General features: G+C 63.6%; 16 protein-coding genes. 8 read left to right on the top strand and 8 right to left on the bottom strand.

Going from position 1 to position 16177, the window contains the following annotated elements:
- Positions 1-105: 105 nt before the first annotated feature.
- The 4 genes from ACXAHG_RS12840 (at position 106) to glmM (ending at position 4175) form a co-directional block, all read left to right on the top strand.
- Positions 106-759, top strand: a complete 654-nt coding sequence (locus ACXAHG_RS12840) for a cell wall hydrolase (RefSeq protein ID WP_475057877.1) — start codon at positions 106-108, stop codon at positions 757-759.
- 132 nt (positions 760-891) lie between these two features.
- Positions 892-1812: a dihydroneopterin aldolase gene (locus ACXAHG_RS12835; RefSeq protein WP_475057874.1), complete on the top strand. Its 921-nt coding sequence runs from the start codon at positions 892-894 to the stop codon at positions 1810-1812.
- Complete coding sequence (gene folP / locus ACXAHG_RS12830) at positions 1809-2804, top strand: dihydropteroate synthase (protein WP_475057871.1); 996 nt, start codon at positions 1809-1811, stop codon at positions 2802-2804. Before ACXAHG_RS12835 ends, folP begins: the two co-directional genes overlap by 4 nt.
- 24 nt (positions 2805-2828) lie before the next feature.
- Positions 2829-4175, top strand: a complete 1347-nt coding sequence (gene glmM, locus ACXAHG_RS12825; protein WP_475057869.1) for a phosphoglucosamine mutase — start codon at positions 2829-2831, stop codon at positions 4173-4175.
- A gap of 12 nt (positions 4176-4187) precedes the next feature.
- Here the strand turns inward: glmM and ACXAHG_RS12820 are convergent, their stop codons facing one another.
- The 3 genes from ACXAHG_RS12820 to ilvC all read right to left on the bottom strand — a co-directional run bounded on the left by ACXAHG_RS12820 (position 4188) and on the right by ilvC (position 7328).
- Positions 4188-5093: a DMT family transporter gene (locus tag ACXAHG_RS12820; protein WP_475057866.1), complete on the bottom strand. Its 906-nt coding sequence runs from the start codon at positions 5091-5093 to the stop codon at positions 4188-4190.
- A gap of 92 nt (positions 5094-5185) precedes the next feature.
- A complete protein-coding gene (locus tag ACXAHG_RS12815; protein ID WP_475057863.1) occupies positions 5186-6094 on the bottom strand; it encodes a DMT family transporter in 909 nt (302 codons plus the stop codon).
- 211 nt (positions 6095-6305) lie between these two features.
- Entirely contained in the window at positions 6306-7328 is a 1023-nt protein-coding gene (ilvC, locus tag ACXAHG_RS12810) for a ketol-acid reductoisomerase (RefSeq protein WP_019298383.1), read from the bottom strand.
- A gap of 132 nt (positions 7329-7460) precedes the next feature.
- On the opposite strand from ilvC, the gene ACXAHG_RS12805 reads away from it, so the two are divergent.
- The 3 genes from ACXAHG_RS12805 to ACXAHG_RS12795 all read left to right on the top strand — a co-directional run bounded on the left by ACXAHG_RS12805 (position 7461) and on the right by ACXAHG_RS12795 (position 9686).
- Positions 7461-7916 (top strand): Lrp/AsnC family transcriptional regulator, encoded by a 456-nt coding sequence (locus ACXAHG_RS12805; protein ID WP_475057913.1) that lies wholly within the window; start codon positions 7461-7463, stop codon positions 7914-7916.
- Entirely contained in the window at positions 7913-8371 is a 459-nt protein-coding gene (locus tag ACXAHG_RS12800; protein WP_475057860.1) for an Lrp/AsnC family transcriptional regulator, read from the top strand. The genes ACXAHG_RS12805 and ACXAHG_RS12800 overlap by 4 nt, the downstream gene beginning before the upstream one ends.
- Before the next feature lie 190 nt (positions 8372-8561).
- Positions 8562-9686, top strand: coding sequence for an aminotransferase class V-fold PLP-dependent enzyme (locus ACXAHG_RS12795; protein WP_475057857.1), 1125 nt, complete (start codon positions 8562-8564; stop codon positions 9684-9686).
- 98 nt (positions 9687-9784) lie between these two features.
- On the opposite strand, the gene ACXAHG_RS12790 is transcribed toward ACXAHG_RS12795, so the two are convergent.
- From ACXAHG_RS12790 to ACXAHG_RS12780, 3 genes are all read right to left on the bottom strand, one after another.
- Positions 9785-10981, bottom strand: a complete 1197-nt coding sequence (locus ACXAHG_RS12790) for a UbiH/UbiF family hydroxylase (RefSeq protein ID WP_475057854.1) — start codon at positions 10979-10981, stop codon at positions 9785-9787.
- Between the two features lie 80 nt (positions 10982-11061).
- A complete protein-coding gene (locus ACXAHG_RS12785) occupies positions 11062-11310 on the bottom strand; it encodes a hypothetical protein (RefSeq protein ID WP_475044720.1) in 249 nt (82 codons plus the stop codon).
- A 162-nt stretch (positions 11311-11472) separates the two neighbouring features.
- Positions 11473-12117, bottom strand: coding sequence for a pyrimidine 5'-nucleotidase (locus ACXAHG_RS12780; RefSeq protein WP_475057851.1), 645 nt, complete (start codon positions 12115-12117; stop codon positions 11473-11475).
- A gap of 142 nt (positions 12118-12259) precedes the next feature.
- On the opposite strand from ACXAHG_RS12780, the gene ACXAHG_RS12775 reads away from it, so the two are divergent.
- The gene (locus tag ACXAHG_RS12775) at positions 12260-12904 is read left to right on the top strand and encodes a GntR family transcriptional regulator (RefSeq protein WP_475044717.1); all 645 of its coding nucleotides are present in this window, start codon (positions 12260-12262) and stop codon (positions 12902-12904) included.
- Here ACXAHG_RS12775 and ACXAHG_RS12770 read toward each other — a convergent pair.
- Together ACXAHG_RS12770 and carA are read right to left on the bottom strand one after the other, a co-directional pair.
- Complete coding sequence (locus ACXAHG_RS12770; protein WP_475057848.1) at positions 12864-14636, bottom strand: glycosyltransferase; 1773 nt, start codon at positions 14634-14636, stop codon at positions 12864-12866. The genes ACXAHG_RS12775 and ACXAHG_RS12770 overlap by 41 nt on opposite strands.
- Before the next feature lie 278 nt (positions 14637-14914).
- Positions 14915-16075, bottom strand: coding sequence for a glutamine-hydrolyzing carbamoyl-phosphate synthase small subunit (carA, locus tag ACXAHG_RS12765; protein WP_475057845.1), 1161 nt, complete (start codon positions 16073-16075; stop codon positions 14915-14917).
- Between the last annotated feature and the right edge of the window lie 102 nt (positions 16076-16177).

The following is a 16177-nucleotide window of genomic DNA, read 5'->3' as shown; positions in this document are numbered from 1 at the left end:
CGATTGCGGCCCGGAAGCTGGACGTTTCGGGCCATTTCCATTAAGGGATGCGATCGCATGTACCGGGGGAACCGGGTACAAGCTGCTAGGACGGGGGAACCCTGAATGAAATTGTTGACTATGATTGCCGTGATGGCTGCCACCATCACGATGGGTAAAAGTGTTGCCGCCGAATCCGGCCTGGATGCGCTGATCGAGCGGGAACAGGCCAGCCTGAGTGCGGTGCCTGCGCGGAAGTTCAGCGGATTCTTCGGAATCCGGAACAATCCGTTTAAAAGCCGGAAAGCACCAAAGCAGGTCGAATACAGCAAGGCTTGGCTGGATGCCCAGCCAAAGGCCACCGGCGGCGAGCAATTCGCCTGCCTGGCAGAAGCGCTGTATTTCGAAGCCCGCGGCGAAACTGTAAAGGGCCAGTTCGCGGTTGCGGAGGTGATCCTGAACCGGGTCAGAAGCGCGCAGTTTCCGAATACGCTCTGCGGGGTGATCAAACAGGGGACCGGGCGCAAGTACCAGTGCCAGTTCACCTACACCTGCGACGGCTACAAGGAAGTGATCAACGAAAAGAAGGCTTACCAGCGGGTGGCCAAGGTGGCGCGCGCCGCGCTGGATGGGTTCAAGAGCGAATTGACAGAGGGCGCGACCTACTATCACACGACCGCGGTGCGCCCGCGCTGGAGCCGGAGCTTCACCAAGACGGCGCGCATTGGCGTGCATCTGTTCTACCGTGACGATCGCTATCGGACTGCGCTGAGCAACTGACCGCCTGAAGGCGGCATCGCGGTGCCGCTTTCAGCCACTGGCGTGGCGTTTGCGGGCCTGTTATGAGGGCGCTGAAATAGTAATGTCGGGTCCCATCACCTGACTCTGCCAGCCAAAGGCCCGTTGTTTCCCATGCCCTCTGAAATCCGCCTTGCCTTTGCGCATCCCTCCGAGCGTTCCATGGCCACTGCTGCGCCGGGCCCGCTGGACCGTATCTCCCTGCGCGACCACACGGTCGAGGTTGAGATCGGTGCCTTTCAGGCCGAGCGCGGCTCTACCCAGCGGATCAGCTTCAATGTGGTGGTTGAAATTGCACCGCTGCCCAAGGATCTGGACGATGATGTTGACCGGATCCTGTCTTATGACAAGCTGACCGAAGCGATTGCCCATGAGCTGGCTGCCGAGCGGCTGAACCTGCTGGAAACCCTGGCAGAACGGGTCGCCGAGCGGATCCTGCTGGAGCATCAGGCGGTGCGCGCCTTTGTGCGGATCGAGAAGCTGGACCGCGGCCCCGGCGCGCTGGGCGTCGAAGTGGTGCGCTCCAAGGATCAGCTGACCCATTCGGTGGATGAGGAAGAGCGCCCGCATCCGCGGCTGATGTATTTGTCAAACACGGCGATCGACAGCGGCAATCTGACCGGCTGGATCGACCAGATGCAGTGCCGCCAGCGGCCCTTGATCCTGTGCACCGAGGCGCATCCGCTGCAAGTGCCGCAGACCGGCCACAAATGGACCCAGCGGCGGATTGACCTGCTGGCGATTGAGCAGAATGCCTGGCGTCTGGCAGCAAAGGACGACCGCTGCGTGGTGGTCTCGACCCGGACCGAGCTGGACTGGGCGATGAAGAACGGGCAGATCTGTGTTTGGGCGCCGTCCAAGATTGTGCTGGACGCAGTTGAGGGGCCGTCGGCGCCGCCGTCGGATTCCGTTGCCCTGGCGGCCTGGTTTGCCGCCACGTTTGAAGCAGGTGAAATGATTGTGCTTGGCGGGGATTTGCCTGATAATCCCGGTGTCCCCTTGCGGGCCGTCAGCGTGGAGCAAGCACAACTGTGACATATTACCGGCCGTTGGTTCAGCATGGCGAGGCGCGCCCCGAGGGTGCGGTTCCGCTGGCGGGCAGTGCCCTGTGGTTCACTGAGGTAGAGATCCTCAGCCGCGAGGCGCCGCCGCGGATTGTGCCTGCCGGGCTGGTGCCCGAGATGGAGCGCCGCCGCCTGAGTGCACGGCGTGCCTCGATCGCTGGGCTGGATATGACCCAGCCGCAGATCATGGGTATTCTGAATGTGACGCCGGACAGTTTCTCGGACGGCGGCCGCCATGCGGGAGTTGAGGCCGGCAGGGCGGCGGCGCTGCAGATGGTGGCCGAGGGTGCCACGATCATTGATGTGGGCGGTGAATCCACCCGTCCCGGGGCCGAAGAAGTGCCCGAGGCCGAGGAAATCACCCGCACCGCGCCGGTGATCGCGGCCATACGCGCCGACAGCCCGGTGCCGGTGTCCATTGACACCCGCAAGGCCAATGTGGGGATGGAAGCGCTGGAAGCTGGCGCCAGCCTGCTGAATGACGTCTCCGGCTTTACCTATGACCCGGCGCTGGCGCCGCTGGCGGCGCAGGCCAGCGTGCCGGTCTGCATCATGCATGCGCAGGGCGATCCGGCCACCATGCAGGATGACCCGCATTACACCAACGTGCTGCTGGATGTTTATGATTTCCTGAGCGCACAGATCGACAGGCTGGAAGCGATCGGCGTGGTGCGCGAGCAAATTGTGATCGATCCCGGTATCGGTTTTGGCAAAACACTGGACCATAATCTGACGCTCTTGCGCAATCTCAGCCTGTTTCACGGGCTTGGCTGTCCGATCCTGCTGGGTGTGTCCCGCAAGGGATTTATCGGCAAAATCGGCGAAGTGCCGCGTGCCGATGCCCGCGCGCCCGGTTCTATCGCGGTAGGGCTTGCAGCCCTGGCGCAAGGCGTGCAATTCCTGCGGGTGCATGACGTGGCCGAGACGGTTCAGGCGCTGCGCCTTTGGCAGGCTGTCCGCTGAGGCCCTTTTGGGCAGGAAAGCATAATGCGTAAACTCTTTGGTACCGATGGCGTGCGCGGCACAGCCAATGTTCATCCCATGACCGCCGAGATGGCGTTGCGCATTGGCGCGGCAGTTGGCCGGTACTTCCGGCGTGACGGGTCTGCTGCGCACCGGGTGGTGATTGGCAAGGATACCCGGCTGTCCGGCTATATGTTTGAAAATGCGCTGACGGCCGGGCTGACCTCCACCGGCATGAACGTGCTGCTGCTGGGGCCTGTGCCGACGCCTGCAGTGGGTTTGATGACCCGTTCGATGCGGGCCGATCTGGGGGTGATGATTTCAGCCAGCCACAACCCGTCGGAAGATAACGGTATCAAATTCTTCGGTCCCGATGGTTTTAAGCTTTCGGACAGCGCTGAAATCGAGATCGAAGCGCTGATTGACAGTGGTGTCGAGCCTGCCCAGGCCGCCAATATCGGCCGGGCCAAGCGGATCGACGACGCCCGTTTCCGCTATGGCGAGCGGGTCAAAAGCTCGTTGCCGCGCAATCTGGGCCTGAACGGGCTGAAAGTGGTGATCGACTGCGCCAATGGGGCGGCGCACCGGGCGGCGCCGGAGATCCTTTGGGAGCTGGGCGCGGATGTAATCCCCGTAGGTGTCGCCCCCGACGGTCTGAACATCAACCGCGGCTGCGGCTCGACCCAGCCGCAGACGGCTGCCGAGGCCGTGGTTGCGCATGGCGCCCATGTAGGCATCTGCCTGGATGGGGACGCCGATAGGGTGATCGTGATCGACGAGACCGGCACCGTGGCCGATGGCGACCAGCTGATGGCGCTGCTGGCAGCCCGCTGGGCGGAGCAGGGTCAGCTGGCAGGCGGAGCGCTGGTGGCGACGGTGATGTCGAACCTCGGGCTGGAGCGTCATTTGGAGAGCCAAGGGCTGGGGCTGGAACGCACCGCCGTGGGCGACCGCTATGTTGTGGAGCGGATGCGCGAGGGCGGCTTCAACCTGGGCGGCGAACAGTCCGGTCACATCGTGATGAGTGACTATGCCACCACCGGCGACGGGCTGATGGCCGGGCTGCATTTTCTGGCTGAGGTGGTGCAGACGGGCAGGAAGGCATCTGAATTGGCGCATCAGTTTGAGACCGTGCCGCAACGGTTGCGCAATGTGCGCTTTCAGGCGGGGCAGGCGCCGCTGGAGAATGACCGGGTGCAGGAGGCGATTGCCGCCGCAGAAAAGATGCTGGAGGGGCAGGGCCGCTTGCTGATCCGCAAATCGGGGACAGAGCCGCTGGTCCGTGTGATGGCGGAAAGCGAGGACGCCGGGCTGATGACGCTGGCGGTCGATAGCGTGGTTGCCGCAGTGGAGGCTGCAGTGGCGGAATAAGGCCCGGGGGTGTCAGCCCCCTTTGCCAAACAGCCGCCTCAGTCTGCCGAACTGGCTGAGGCCGAGGCCGCCGAGGATCATCATCATTGCCAGCAGCATCGAAGGCGGCAGTTCTTCTCCTAGAAATACTGCGCCCAGTACCACCGCCCAAACCGGCACCTGGTAGTTGGTGAGGGTCATGAAGGTGGGGCCTGCCTCGCGCACCACAATGACGCGTAAGAGGTTGGCGGCGGCTGTTGGGATCAGGCCGAGGACGGCGGCAATCAGCAGCGTCTTGGTATCCGGCATCACCGGCGGCCCTTCGGTAAGCCAGGCCGCCGGGAAGATGATGAAGCAGCCGATCACCAGAAAAACGGCCGCCAGTCCCACGGGGTCTGCTGGCGGCAGGCGGCGGGTCAGGATCGAGCTGACCGAGTAGCAGGCCGCCGCTGACAGGCAGGCGGCGCGGCCATAGGATTCGAGCGCCGCACCGCTGCTTTCTAATGCCTTGCCGCCGATCAGCAGGGCGACGCCAGCGAAACCGATGCAGAAACCGATGAGGCGGCGCAGGGTCATTTGTTCGCCCGGTACAAAGATATGCGCCAAGGGCAGCACCATCAGCGGAATTGCCGCCATGCTGACGCCGGTAAAGCCGGAGGACACATGCTGCTGCCCCCAGGAGATCAGCATGAAGGGCAGGGCGGTGCTGAGGATGCCGATGAGGATAAGCGAGGGCCAGTTGGTCTCAGCCTTGAACAGCTTGAACCCGCGCCAGCCCCAGACCGCGCAGAGCAGCAGCGCGGCAAAGCCGATCCGCCCGGCGGCAAGCCAGAAGGGGGTGATGCCGTCCAATGCCAGCTTGATCAGCAGAAAGGTTGCGCCCCAGACAAAGCCCAGGGTGGCAATCATCAGCCAGTAGCGCGGTGCGATATCGGGCATGGGTCCCTCGTGCCGGTTCACCGCGCGACAAGACCCCGCCGGGCGGGCGGGGTCAATGGCAATTGCTTTGTTATCTATCGAAGTGTTTGCTCTCAGGCCGTGCGCGGGCGGCGGCTGCGGCTGAGCAGCAGGCCGCCGAGGATCAGCGCTAGGGCGGCAAACAGCTGCGGCGGCAGGGTTTCCCCCAGAAGGGCCGCGCCGAAGATCACCGACCAGACCGGCACCTGGTAGTTCACGGTGGAGAGGAAGGCAGGACCGGCGCTGCGGGCAACCTGCACCAGCAGCACCTGGGCGAGGGCGGTTGGCAAGAAGCCGAGGTAGATCACGGCGCCGAGCGGCAGGGCGGCGGGCAGATCGGGCACGCCTTCGGCCCAAAGCGCGGCCGGCGTCATCATGGCGGCACCGCACAGGAGGGCCGCGGCGGAGAGAGACAGCATGTTCACCTGCGGGCAAAGCCGGGTAATGATCGAGCCGATGGCATAGCAGAGCGAGGCGCCGAGGCAGGCGAGGCGGGCCAGAGATTCAAAATCTGTGCCGGCAGAGCGGAAGGCATCCAGCCCGATCAGCACGACGACGCCGGCAAAACCGATGAGGAAACTGATGGTGCGGCGCAGGGTCATATGCTCGCCCGGCACCAGCACATGCGCCAGCGGCAGCACAAACAGCGGCACCACCGCCATGCAGACCCCGGCAAAGCCGCTGGCCACATAAGTCTGCCCCCAGCTGAGCAGGGTGAAGGGCAGGGCGTTGGTAAAGAACCCCATGCCAAGGGCGCAGGCCCAGATGATCCGGCCGTCGCGTGAGCGCGGGGAGGGCAGGCCAATGCCCATCGCATAGACCACGCCCAGGAGGCACAGCGCGCCGATCGAGATCCTGAGCGCGGCGATGGTCATCGGCGGGAAGCCTCGCAGCGCCAGTGACACCGCCATGAAAGAGGCGCCCCAGATCACGCCGAGAAACAAAAGCTTGGCCCAATTGGCGGCACCGGGGGAGTCTGGCATATCTTCCTCCTTGCAAAAACGTCACGCGTCAGAAGCTGAGGGCAGCGCCTGACCCTGGGTGGGTGCGAAGCGCCCTCCTGTGGGGAGGGTCGGGCGCGGCCCGGCCTATCGGCCGGGCGGCAGGGTCATTGAATGGCTTTCTGAAGAAAAAGGGCGCCCCGAGATGGAGCGCCCTGCAGAGGAAAAGGCTGCGGAAAATTCCGCGGGCGCCTTAGTTCTTTTCTTTGTCGACCATCTTGCCGGCCGAGATCCAGGGCATCATGCCGCGCAGCTTGGCGCCGGTTTCTTCGATCAGGTGCTCGTCGTTGGCACGGCGGGAGGCTTTCAGGGTCGGCTGGCCAACCTGGTTCTCCAGCATGAAGTCGCGCACGAATTTGCCCTGCTGGATGTCTTCCAGAACCGCTTTCATGCGGGCTTTGGTTTCGTCGTACTTCAGGATGCGCGGGCCGGTGACGTACTGGCCGTACTCGGCGGTGTTGGAGATCGAGTAGTCCATGTTGGCGATGCCGCCTTCATAGATCAGGTCAACGATCAGCTTCACTTCGTGCAGGCATTCGAAATAGGCCATTTCCGGGGCATAGCCGGCTTCGACCAGGGTCTCGAAACCGCAGCGGATCAGCTCAACCAGGCCGCCGCAGAGAACCGCCTGCTCGCCGAACAGGTCGGTTTCGCATTCTTCGCGGAAGTTGGTTTCGATGATGCCGGAGCGGCCGCCGCCGATGGCGGAGCAGTAGGACAGGCCGGTTTCCAGCGCTTTGCCGGTGGCGTCGGTGTGAACCGCAACCAGGCAGGGCACGCCGCCGCCTTTGGTGTATTCGCCGCGCACGGTGTGGCCGGGGCCCTTGGGCGCCATCATGATGACGTCGACGCCTTCTTTCGGCTCGATCAGGCCGAAGTGCACGTTCAGGCCGTGGGCGAATGCGATGGCTGCGCCCGGACGGATGTTGTCGTGGACGTATTTCTTGTAGGTCTCAGCCTGCAGTTCGTCGGGCATGGTGAACATGATCACGTCGCACCAGGCCGCCGCTTCTGCGATGCCCATGACCTGCAGGCCTTCGCCTTCGGCTTTCTTCGCGGAGGGGGAGCCTTCGCGCAGGGCAACAACCAGGTTCTTGGCGCCGCTGTCGCGCAGGTTCAGCGCGTGGGCGTGGCCCTGGGAGCCATAGCCCAGGATGGCCACTTTCTTGTCCTTGATCAGGTTCACATCGCAATCGCGGTCGTAATAAACGCGCATGATCCACGTCCTTTCGTTTGGTGTTTGAGGGCATCATAGGCATGTATGCGGGGAAGGCGATTGCTGTTACGCATGAATTCCGCAGTTTCTTTGCAGTAGTCATTCGTAGTTTTGGCTGATAGTGATGAAATCATGCTTGATGATCTCGACCGACGCATTCTGCGCTACATGCAAAGCGACCCGGAGCAATCGATTCCGGATCTGGCCGAACGGCTGGGCCTCAGCGCCTCGCGCCTGTCGCGGCGGCTGGAGAAGCTGCGCGAGAGCGGCGTGATCCTGGGCCAGCGGGCGGTGATCGACTGGCGGGCCTTGGGCTATGAGGTCGAGGTCTCGCTGCGGGTCACCCTGGACAAAACCAATCCGCGCGCCTTTGACGAGTTCATCGAGGCCGCCCGCACCATTGCTGAAGCGATCGAGATCCAGACATTTCTGGGGCAGGTGGATGTGCGGCTTTCAGTGATTGCGCGCGACATGCCGCATTACCAGCAGATCTACCGCGCCGCCATTTTGAACCTGCCGCATATCACTGACATCGAGGCGCTGATGCATGTGGCGCGGATCAAGTCGGACGAGGTGCTGCCGGTATGAGCACGCTGGACGATCTTGATTTTACCATTCTGCGGGCACTGTCCGAGGATGCGACCCTGTCGGCAGGGGCGCTGGGGCGGCAATTGGGCCTCAGCCAGCCCGCCACTTGGCGGCGGATCAAGCGGCTGCAGGAGGCGGGTATCATCGCGGGCCGCAAGCTGGATCTCGACAAGGAGAAGCTGGGGTTCGGCGTGACCGTCTTTTTGGGGGTGAAACTGGCCACCAAGGGGCGGGTCTCACTGGAGGATTTTGAACGCGCGGTGTCCGCCATTCCCGAGGTGCAGACGGTGGAGCATGTGCTGGGCATGTATGATTACCGCCTGCGGGTGACGGCGCGGGATATCTCCGATTTCGAGCGCGTTTTGCGGCGCCGGGTGATGACATTGCCGGGAGTGGGGAATGTTGAGGCCAATGTGCTGCTGAGCGAGGAGCGGCGGCCCGGGCCATTGGGCTGACGTTTGTTTCCGATGCGAAACACCCTTGGCGCAAATTCACCTGCATTCTGTCGCCCATGGGCTGTCTTTTATACGTGCCTTCGCCAGTATCGCCCTTCGGAGGACGGCTGCCGGATGTATGCCATGGTAGGCTTTGCCAAACCGCGCGGCACCGGCTAGCCGTAGGATGAGGAATTTTAGGGAGGCCAAGATGGCACTGCTCGAGACCGTCGACCCGCAGGGTCTGGATGAATTTTCGGTGGTTTTCACCGACCGCTCGCTGAATCACATGTCCAAGACTTTCCAGCAGGTGATGCTGGACATCAACGGGATGCTGAAAGAGGTTTATAACGCCGAAGCGGTGGCATTGGTGCCGGGCGGCGGGACCTATGCGATGGAGGCGGTTGCCCGCCAGTTTGCCCGTGGGGCCAATGCGCTGGTCGTGCGCAATGGCTGGTTCTCCTACCGCTGGAGCCAGATCTTTGAGGCCGGCGGTTTCACCGCATCCTCCACCGTGATGAAGGCGCGCCGCACCGGCAATGAAAGCGCTTCGCCGTTTGAGCCGGCGCCGATTGCCGACGTGGTGGCTGCGATTCACGAGCAGAAGCCGGACATCGTCTTTGCCCCGCATGTGGAAACCGCGGCGGGTGTGATCCTGCCGGATGACTATGTGACCGCGATGGCTGCGGCCGCGCATGAGGTCGGCGCGCTGATGGTGCTGGACTGCATCGCGTCGGGCTGCGCCTGGATCGACATGAAGGCGACTGGTGTGGATGTGCTGATCTCCGCCCCGCAAAAGGGCTGGAGCGCGTCTCCGTCCGCCGGTCTGGTCATGTTCTCGGACCGTGCGCTGGCGCGGCTGGAGGAGACCACGTCGGACAGTTTCGCCATCAACCTCAAACAGTGGCGCACCATCATGAAGGCCTATGAGGACGGCGGCCACGCCTATCATGCCACCATGCCGACCGATGCGCTGAAGGCCTTCCGTGACACCATGCTGGAGACCAAGGAATACGGGTTCGATAAGCTGCGCGATGCGCAATGGGCGCTGGGCAATGGCGTGCGGGCGATGCTGAAGGAAAAGGGCATCACCTCCGTGGCTGCCGAGGGCTTTGGCGCGCCGGGCGTGGTGGTGAGCTATACCACCGATCCGGAGGTGCAGAACGGCAAGAAGTTCCTCGCACTTGGCACCCAGATCGCGGCAGGCGTGCCGCTGCAATGCGATGAGCCTGCGGACTTCCGCACCTTCCGTCTGGGCCTGTTCGGTCTCGACAAACTCTATGACGTCGACGCCACCATTGCCCGGCTGAAAACCGTCGTGGATCAGGTGCTCTAAGCCCTTCCCGGGCGGGAAGCCGCCCGGATTCGCTCTTCTTCTGGCTGAAAATATCCCCGCCGGAGGCAGCGGCTTTCCCTTTGGGAAAGCCGCTTTTCTTATTTAACCCCCAGCCCCATCTGCATCAGGGTCTTGCGCACCGGCGCCAGCGAATAAAGCGCATTGAGGCCAATAGCGCGCAGGTCGCGCAAGGGGCGCGGCGCCAGCATCGAGGTGCGATTGAGCAGGTCGATGCCCTTCACCCGCAGCATGATCTCGCTGTGGCGGGCCTTGTGATAGGCGGCCAGCATCTGCGCGTCCCCCAGGCCTTCGGGGCGGGTCTCGGCCAGTTCCAGCAGGCTGCGCAGATCACCCAGCGACATGTTCAAACCTTGCGCGCCGATTGGCGGCACCACATGGGCGGCTTCGGCCATCAACGCTAGGCGCTCGCCGTTGAGTCGCTCTGCCGACTGGCTGATGATCGGCCAAATGGTGCGGCGCGAGGCCAGTTTCAGGTCGCCGAACAATCCGCAGCTGCGCTCGGTCATGGCGGCCTCGAAGGCTGCGGGTTCCAGGTTTAAGAGTTCCTGCGCCTTGGGGCCGCGCTCCATCCAGACAATCGCTGAGGAGGGCTGGCCTTGGTAGTCGGGCAGCGGCACCAGCGTGAAGGGGCCGCCGGAGCGATGGATCTCGGTGGAGACGTTTTCATGCGGCACCGGATGGGTGACGGCAAAGGCCAGCGCCTTCTGGCCATAACGCGTGGTCTTGACCGGGATGCTCGCAGCCGCGCGCATCGGCGAGTTGCGGCCGTCGCAAGCGACCACCAGTTTCGCGGTCACCTGGCTGCCGCCGCCGAGGCTGACGCGTGCCTCATCGGTGCGGGTGAACAGGCCCGTGGTGCCGGTGCCAAAGCGCAGGTCCACGTTCGGCAGCTCTGCCAGCCGGGCAATCATCTCCCGCCGCAAGAGCCAGTTGGGCAGGTTCCAGCCAAACGGCTGTTCAGAGATGTCAGCGGCGTTGAAATCCTTGACCACCCGCGGCTCGGGCCGGGCGCCGCCGGCATCGACGATGCGCATGATCTGCAAGGGGGCGGCGTGCTCTGCCAGCCGGGCCCAGATGCCACAGCGCTCCAGAAGGGCTTGCGCAGGCTGCAGGAAGGCGGTGGTGCGCAGGTCGGAGCCTTCGGCGTCGCGCTCGGTCACCGGCGGGGCCGGGTCGGCGCAGATCACGCTGAAGCCTTGGGAAGCAAAAGCGGCGGCTGCGGCCAATCCCGCAATGCCGCCGCCGGAAATCAGGATGTCGCAGGTATCGGCCATGGTCTCAGCCCTCCGTCTCTTGGCTCAGAGATAGGCCCGGGGGCAGGGGGAAGACAAGCCGATACCGGCAGATACGGCTTTTAGCCGCGGGTGATTGTGATCAGCAGGATGAACATCACCGGCACCATGCACAGGGCGGGGATGTAAAGACCCGGAAGGCCGAACAGCAGGATTGCGCAGCCCCAGGCGCTGACCAGGGTTGCCAGCGCGTAATAGAGGTTCTCCTCCGGGCCATAGGCGACCTCCTTGATCATCCGTCCCAGCAGCGGCACGGCAAACAGGATTCGCTGCCACAGCGTCAGGCGGGCGGGAAGGGCATATGCGCTCATCGGTCAGGCTCCATCAGTTCGTTTCGCGGCGCATATATGCAGGAAAAGATACGGCAAACAGGTATATTTTGCCGCAGTTGCAAAGATCTGCCGGCATGCGTTTGTACACATTCTGCAATGCGGCAAACCGCGCCTGAAAAGCGTCCGGCGGGCAGCTTGGGATCAGGTCAGGGAAGACAGAAAACCGGCCAAGTCATCAGAGTGGTGATGGATGTGTTCCGCCTGAACCGGCTGCGGCGCCACGTGAACGGTGCGCATACCCATGTCGTGCGGCGCCGCCAGGTTGCGCGGGTCATCCTCGAACATGGCAGCCTGCTGAGGGATCACACCGGCGCGGGAAAAGACCCTGTCAAAGGCGCGGCGTTCCGGTTTGGGATGGTAATCGGCATGCTCGACACCGTAGACATCATCGAAAAGGCCGGACAGCCCGCGCGCTGCCAGCACCCGCTCGGCATAGGGGGCGGAGCCGTTGGTGTAGACGATCTTCTTTCCCGGCAGGTTGCGGATCGCCGTAGCCAAGGGTTCGTCTTCTTCCAGGTGGTCCATTGAGATGTCATGCACCGCGACCAGATAGGGATCCGGGTCCAAGTCATGCTCGCGCATCAGTCCGGCAAGAGTTGTGCCATGCTCGCGCCAGTAGTGGCTGCGCAGCCGGTCGGCCTCTGCCCGCTCCACGCCCAATGCCTCCATCACGTAAGCCGTCATCTTGACCTCAATCTGGTCGAACAGGCGCGCCGACGGGTGGTACAGCGTGTTGTCGAGGTCGAACACCCATTGGGTGACATGGGAAAAAGCATGTTTTGGCATGAGGCCCAAGTAGGCACCCCTGGCCGCATTTGCAATCAAAAGCGCATTTTGCCCGCAGGATTGAGATACATTAGCGCCATCAGGGTTGATTGCCGCCCAGCGGGCTGTAGAGATTGGCGGACCGGTAAAGACAGGAACAACTATGAGCCAGAACCGCAGCAACCAGAAAGATGCCTATGCGCTGATCCTCGAAGCGATTGACGTTGGCGTTTACAAGCCGGGCGACCGGCTGGTCGAAAGCGATCTGGCCGAGCGTTTCGGCGTTTCACGCACCCCGATCCGCGAGGCGCTGCAGCGGCTGGAGACGCAATCCTTGCTGGAGCGTGACGGACGGTCGCTGATCGTGGCCTCGCTGGACCATAACCAAATGGCGGAACTCTATGTCGTCCGGCGCGAGCTGGAAGGGCTGGCAGCGCGGCTGGCGGCGCGCCATGCCACGGAGGAAGAGATCAAGGTGCTGAGGGAGATGGTCGAAGCGGACAATGAGCTTGTTGGTGATCCTGCGGCGTTGTCCAAGGCCAACCGGCGCTTTCACGAGCAAATCCATCTGGCTTCGCACAACCGCTATCTGGTGCAGCAGCTGGATCTGGTGCACCGGACCATGGCGCTGATGGCGACCACCTCGCTTGCTGCCGAGGGGCGCAGCGAAATCGCCCAGTCGGAGCATAAGGGCATTGTAGATGCCATCAGCCGCCGTGACGAGGACGCGGCCGGCGACGCGCTGAAAGAGCATATCTCGATTGCCTTCATGACCCGGTTGAAGCAGGACGCCAGCGGGCGGGGATGATGCGGCGGCGGCGGCCCTGCGGGGGCTTTACCCCATGTGCCGTCTTGTCCCAGAAAAACGGGCGGGCCAGCAGTTCGTAGGCCGCCTTGGCCACCGCAACGGCGCCCATCGGGAAGTACAGGATCATTACCGGCGCCCAGACCGCCAGCCATGGGCGCCCCATTGCAGCGGCTGCGGTGGCGCTGATCACAAGGCCCAGCAGCTCAAAGAAGACCAGAGCCGCGGCGGCCAGTGACAGCAGCATAGGGGGCACAATACCCGCACTGGGATGCGGCAGGCCCAGTGCGACCAGCCAGAAGCTCCACAACAGCGGGGCAAACAGGAATTGCCCGATGGTGCCCAGGAAAAAGGCCTGAAAGCCGAAGAAGCGTTTCCAGCCAAGCTCCTTCAGCAGCTGAAGCGGCTGACGCATGTGGACCAGATAAGTCACCATAAAGCCCTTGAGCCAGCGGGAGCGCTGCTTAACCCACGGCCAGGGGCGGCAATTGGCCTCCTCGTAGGTTGTGCTGGGCAGCATTTCGGTGCGGTATCCGGCACGGTAGAGGCGGACCCCCAGGTCCGCGTCCTCAGTAACGTTATGGGCATCCCAGCCGCCGAGTTCCTCCAGCACCTTCCGGCGGATGAACATGGTCGTGCCGCCCAGGGGCACCACCAGGCCGAGCCGGGCAAGGCCATGCAGCACGACGCGGAACCAGCTGCCGTATTCCAGCGTGAAGCAGCGGGAAATCCAGTTGGTGCGGGGGTTATAATAATCGAGCACCCCCTGGAAACACGCTGTTCTGCTGCCGGCCCGGGCAAAGGCCTGCGCGGCCTGATCCAGCTGGTCTGGAAGAGGGGCATCTTCTGCGTCCCAGACCCCGATGATATCGCCCCGGCAGAAGTTCAATGCATAGTTCATCGCCCGCGGCTTGGTGGTCAGCCCGCCGCAAGCGGGCACTTCCACGACTCGGATCCAGGGGGGCAGGCGGGTCTTTGCCAGGGCGCTGCGGGTAACGGCGTCATGCTGTTCCAGCACAAGGATCACATCCGTTAGCGCACGCGGGTAGCGCAGCTTGCGAATACGGGTGAGCAGCGCCCGGCTGATTTCGGCTTCTTTGTAAAGCGGGACGAGCATGGATATGACGGGACGCTGCTGTAGAGCCGGCTGGTGTGCCTGGCGCAGCCGCTCAACCGGGTGGCGGCGGCGGGCGCGGGAGGTCCAATAGGCTGCCAGCCCGAAAAGCTTCAGCGCTGTGAACAGGAGCACCGACAGAAGTGCCATCAGGCAGAGCGCCGAAAAGACCGCTGCGGGCGCCGCCCAGCAGATCCAGAGCCCGGGCAGTGCACAGGCCGAAAATACTGCGCGTGACCTGGCGGGCTCAAGCGTCCGGCAGCTGAGCCGGGGCACCACACTGCAGTTCGCCTGGTGTGCCAGGTCCGGGCTGAAATGCTCTGTCAGCAGGCTTGTGATCTGGCCTTCGCTGGCCAGAACCGGAGTGATCTGGCCGAATGCGGCCTGCAGTTCGTGCTTCAGCGCATCAAAGCGGTCGGGATGGGCGATTGCAATGGTGACCGTCTGCCCAAACTGCATCCATGGCACAGCGCAGTGGCGAAGCCAGAATTGCGCGGGTTTACGGGCCAGCAGCCGGGCGTTGGGCATCTGGCCTGCCAGATCTGCCCGTTGCATTCTGTATTGGCGGGCGAGGGTGTCCTGGACCTGTGCCTCGCTGGCGAGGCCCTCTGCAACCAGCACGCGGCCTAATGCCGCTTTTTGATGCTGCCGCAAAACCAGGGCTTTCATCATGCTGCCGCCGTCCACAGGCCGGCTTCCGCCGGCCGGCAAGGCCGGTGGCGCGTGAGGGTGGTGCCTGGCAGGCTGCGGCTGGCTGGCCTGCCGCAGCGGTTTTGACATAAAGCTCATCGTCAGCCCGCAGCAATTTCAGCAGAGCCTGTCAGGCTGGCTGCGCTGGCTTAAGAAAGGGTGAATGCGGCGTTAACCATGCCGCTTGCCGGCATGGTTAACAGCTTTTTTTACGCGGATTTACGATCGGCCATGGCCTCGGCGAAACGCTCGAACAGGTAGAAGCTGTCCTGCGGGCCAGGGCTGGCCTCGGGATGGTGCTGGACAGAGAACACCGGCTTGCCGGAAATGCGGATGCCGCAGTTGGAACCGTCGAACAGCGACACATGCGATTCCTCGACCCCTTCCGGCAGGGTTTGCGCATCGACGGCAAAGCCGTGGTTCATCGAGGTGATCTCTACCTTGCCGGTGGAATGCTCCTTGACCGGATGGTTGGCGCCATGGTGGCCGTGGTTCATCTTGACGGTCTTGGCACCCAGCGCCAGCGCCAGCATCTGATGGCCGAGGCAGATGCCAAAGACCGGCAGGTCTGCCTTCAGGACTTCCTGGATCATCGGCACCGCGTATTCGCCGGTGGCTGCCGGGTCGCCGGGGCCGTTGGACAGGAAAACGCCGTCGGGGTTGTGCGCCAGCACTTCCTCGGCCGTTGCAGTGGCGGGCAGCACGGTCACGTCGCATCCCGCGCTGGCCAGGCAGCGCAGGATGTTGCGCTTGGCGCCATAGTCAACGGCGACAACTTTGTGCGCAGGCGCCTCCTGGCGGGAATAGCCGTCCGGCCAGGCCCAGCGCATTTCGTCCCAGCGGTAGCTTTGCGCGCAGGTCACGTCCTTGGCCAGGTCCAGGCCGACCAGGCCGGACCAGTCGCGGGCCTTGGCAACCAGCGCCTCAACGTCGAAGTTGCCCTCAGGGTCATGGGCCAGCGCCACATGCGGCGCGCCCTGCTGGCGGATCGCACGGGTCAGGCGGCGGGTATCGACGCCGCCAATGGCGATGCGGCCGGTGCGGGTGAGCCAGTCCTTCAGCTCTTCCGTTGCGCGCCAGTTGGAGGCCAGCGTCGGATCCCATTTCACCACCATCCCTGCTGCAACCGGATCGCCGGTTTCGTCATCCTCAGGCGTAACGCCGGTGTTGCCGATGTGGGGGAAGGTGAAGGTGACGATCTGGCCGGCATAGGAGGGATCGGTCATGATCTCCTGATAGCCGGTCATCGCGGTGTTGAAGCAGAGCTCGGCCACGGTGTCGCCGGTCGCGCCGAAACCGGTGCCGTAAAAGACGGTGCCATCAGCGAGCGCCAGGCATGCGGTGGGCTTGGTCGGGGCGGAAGCGGCCATTGCGCGAGTCTCCATGCGGGTAAAATTCATGGGCTTGTAAGGGGGGCGCGGCAGCGGGTCAAGCCTGCAAGAGGCGGCAGGCTGACGCCGGGTCCGGAATTG

This window comes from Leisingera sp. ABD4_442 (assembly GCF_056160905.1).
The sequence above is the reverse complement of the archived record's forward strand: the minus strand, read 5'-3'. Positions and strand labels throughout refer to the sequence as shown.

Bases quoted from the DNA above. Each gene is read 5' to 3' on its own strand.
- ACXAHG_RS12840 (WP_475057877.1), top strand. From the start codon at position 106: ATGAAATTGTTGACTATGATTGCCGTGATGGCTGCCACCATCACGATG.
- ACXAHG_RS12835 (WP_475057874.1), top strand. From the start codon at position 892: ATGCCCTCTGAAATCCGCCTTGCCTTTGCGCATCCCTCCGAGCGTTCC.
- glmM (WP_475057869.1), top strand. From the start codon at position 2,829: ATGCGTAAACTCTTTGGTACCGATGGCGTGCGCGGCACAGCCAATGTT.
- ACXAHG_RS12820 (WP_475057866.1), bottom strand. From the start codon at position 5,093: ATGCCCGATATCGCACCGCGCTACTGGCTGATGATTGCCACCCTGGGC.
- ACXAHG_RS12815 (WP_475057863.1), bottom strand. From the start codon at position 6,094: ATGCCAGACTCCCCCGGTGCCGCCAATTGGGCCAAGCTTTTGTTTCTC.
- ilvC (WP_019298383.1), bottom strand. From the start codon at position 7,328: ATGCGCGTTTATTACGACCGCGATTGCGATGTGAACCTGATCAAGGAC.
- ACXAHG_RS12805 (WP_475057913.1), top strand. From the start codon at position 7,461: ATGCTTGATGATCTCGACCGACGCATTCTGCGCTACATGCAAAGCGAC.
- ACXAHG_RS12800 (WP_475057860.1), top strand. From the start codon at position 7,913: ATGAGCACGCTGGACGATCTTGATTTTACCATTCTGCGGGCACTGTCC.
- ACXAHG_RS12795 (WP_475057857.1), top strand. From the start codon at position 8,562: ATGGCACTGCTCGAGACCGTCGACCCGCAGGGTCTGGATGAATTTTCG.
- ACXAHG_RS12790 (WP_475057854.1), bottom strand. From the start codon at position 10,981: ATGGCCGATACCTGCGACATCCTGATTTCCGGCGGCGGCATTGCGGGA.
- ACXAHG_RS12785 (WP_475044720.1), bottom strand. From the start codon at position 11,310: ATGAGCGCATATGCCCTTCCCGCCCGCCTGACGCTGTGGCAGCGAATC.
- ACXAHG_RS12780 (WP_475057851.1), bottom strand. From the start codon at position 12,117: ATGCCAAAACATGCTTTTTCCCATGTCACCCAATGGGTGTTCGACCTC.
- ACXAHG_RS12775 (WP_475044717.1), top strand. From the start codon at position 12,260: ATGAGCCAGAACCGCAGCAACCAGAAAGATGCCTATGCGCTGATCCTC.
- carA (WP_475057845.1), bottom strand. From the start codon at position 16,075: ATGGCCGCTTCCGCCCCGACCAAGCCCACCGCATGCCTGGCGCTCGCT.